This is a genomic window from Streptomyces niveiscabiei (assembly GCF_001419795.1).
Classification (GTDB): Bacteria; Actinomycetota; Actinomycetes; order Streptomycetales; family Streptomycetaceae; genus Streptomyces; species Streptomyces niveiscabiei.
In genome coordinates this window covers 1-2,004 of record NZ_LIRL01001120.1, presented here as the reverse complement: position 1 = coordinate 2,004, position 2,004 = coordinate 1, and the positions used below count along the sequence as shown (strand labels likewise).

The window sequence follows — 2,004 nt, the reverse complement described above, 5'->3', positions numbered from 1 at the left end:
GTCCCTCACCCCCGCCGCGCCAGCCACCCCGCCTTCTTGCGTACCGCAGGGCTCGGGTCATCCGCATGGGACTCCGCCAGAGCCGCCGCCGCACGCGCCTCGGACCGGGCGAACTTGGCGACGAGTTCAGCCGCCATCGCCCGGACGTGAGCGTCCGGGTCCGAGGCGAGGTGCCGCAGCCCCGGTTCAAGAACCCGGTCCGCGCCCGGCGCACAGGTGTCCCCCTTGCACCGGTCGCACGCCAGCGCATGGAACGCCGCGACCCTGACCTTGGCATCGGGATCGTCCGCCATCGCGATCAACTCCCCCATCGACTCCACGTCCACCAGATGATCGAGCAGTCGGCAGCACCCCTCCCGAACCCCCGCGTCCCCGCTCTTCAACCCCGACCGAATCGCCGCAAGCGCCCCGTCCCCACGCCGCAGCAACTCCCGGTACGCCGCACCAACGCGCTGGGGATCCCCCAGACACGCAACCAAAGCCTCGTCATCGGTCCTGACAAATCCGAGCATTCTCTCAGCATCCGCTCACGCCCGCCCCCAGGCAAAGCATTTCCGCTGGGCCGGCGACGAACAGTCCCCGGCGGACACGGAGTACATAGCGGAGGACGACTTCAGGGTGCCGGAGGAGTGGGCGCGCGACCCGCCCCGCACCAACACGTGAGCGCCCTCCCCCGGTACGGGAAAGGGCGCTCAGCGAACCGAACCGAACCGGCGTGCGGCGTCGGTCAGTTGTGGCTGTGCAGGATCTCGTTCAACCCGCCCCACACCGCGTTGTTCGGCCGAGCCTCGACCGTCCCGGTCACGGAGTTGCGGCGGAAGAGGATGTTCGACGCGCCCGACAGCTCGCGGGCCTTGACGATCTGGCCGTCCGGCATGGTAATGCGGGTGCCGGCGGTGACGTAGAGGCCCGCCTCGACGACGCATTCGTCGCCCAGGGCGATACCGACTCCGGCCTCGGCCCCGATGAGGCAGCGCTCGCCGATGGTAATGCGGACGTTGCCGCCCCCGGACAGCGTGCCCATCGTGGACGCGCCGCCCCCGATGTCGGACCCGTCCCCGACGACGACCCCGGCGGAGATACGGCCCTCGACCATGGACGTACCGAGCGTCCCCGCGTTGAAGTTGACGAAGCCCTCGTGCATCACGGTCGTGCCCTCGGCGAGGTGCGCACCGAGGCGGACCCGGTCGGCGTCGGCGATGCGGACGCCCTTGGGGGCGACGTAGTCGGTCATGCGGGGGAACTTGTCGATGGACGTCACCTGGAGGTGCAGCCCCTCGGCGCGCGCGTTCAGCCGGACCTTCTCGACGTCGTCCACGGCGACCGGCCCCAGCGAGGTCCACGCCACGTTCGCGAGGAACCCGAACATCCCGTCGAGGCTCAGCCCGTGCGGCTTCACGAGCCGGTGGGAGAGCAGGTGCAGCCGCAGATACACGTCGTGCGCGTCGACCGGCTTCTCGGCCAGCGAGGAGATGACCGTACGGACCGCGACGACCTCGACACCCCGGCGCGCGTCGGCGCCGATCGCCTTCGCCGCGCCCTCCCCGAGCAGCTCGACCGCCTGCTCGGCCGACAGCCGCTCACTCCCCGAGGGCCCGGGCCCGGCGTCGAGCGAGGGGGCGGGGAACCACGTGTCGAGTACGGTCCCGTCAGCGGCGATGGTCGCGAGGCCCGCGGCCACCGCGCCGCCGGTACCAGGTGCAGTCGTGTCACTCATGAGGGAAACCTAACCGGCGAATGCCCCCAGAAGCGAACCAGCCGCCGGGTGTCTCAGGGTACGAACGACCAGCCCACCGACGGAGACAGTACGAGGCACCCCGGGCCGGCGCCCCTGACAACCCTCCGGCATCTGGGCCGGCACCCCTGACAGCCCTGCGGCACCCGGGCCGACACCCCTGACAACCCTCCGGCACCCAAGCTGGCGCCCAGCAACCCCCGGCACACCGAGAAGCGCACAGGCAAGCACTCCGCCCACGTCCCCCTGCCCCCGGACCAGACCCAGAC

The 2,004-nt window shown here is 71.1% G+C and carries 2 protein-coding genes; both read right to left on the bottom strand.

The window, feature by feature from the left end:
- Positions 1–5: 5 nt before the first annotated feature.
- Positions 6–512: a HEAT repeat domain-containing protein gene (locus tag AOK24_RS40775; protein WP_055724953.1), complete on the bottom strand. Its 507-nt coding sequence runs from the start codon at positions 510–512 to the stop codon at positions 6–8.
- A 215-nt stretch (positions 513–727) separates the two neighbouring features.
- On the bottom strand, positions 728–1,717 hold the full coding sequence (gene dapD / locus AOK24_RS40770) for a 2,3,4,5-tetrahydropyridine-2,6-dicarboxylate N-succinyltransferase (RefSeq protein WP_055724952.1): 990 nt from the start codon (positions 1,715–1,717) through the stop codon (positions 728–730).
- Positions 1,718–2,004 lie beyond the last annotated feature (287 nt).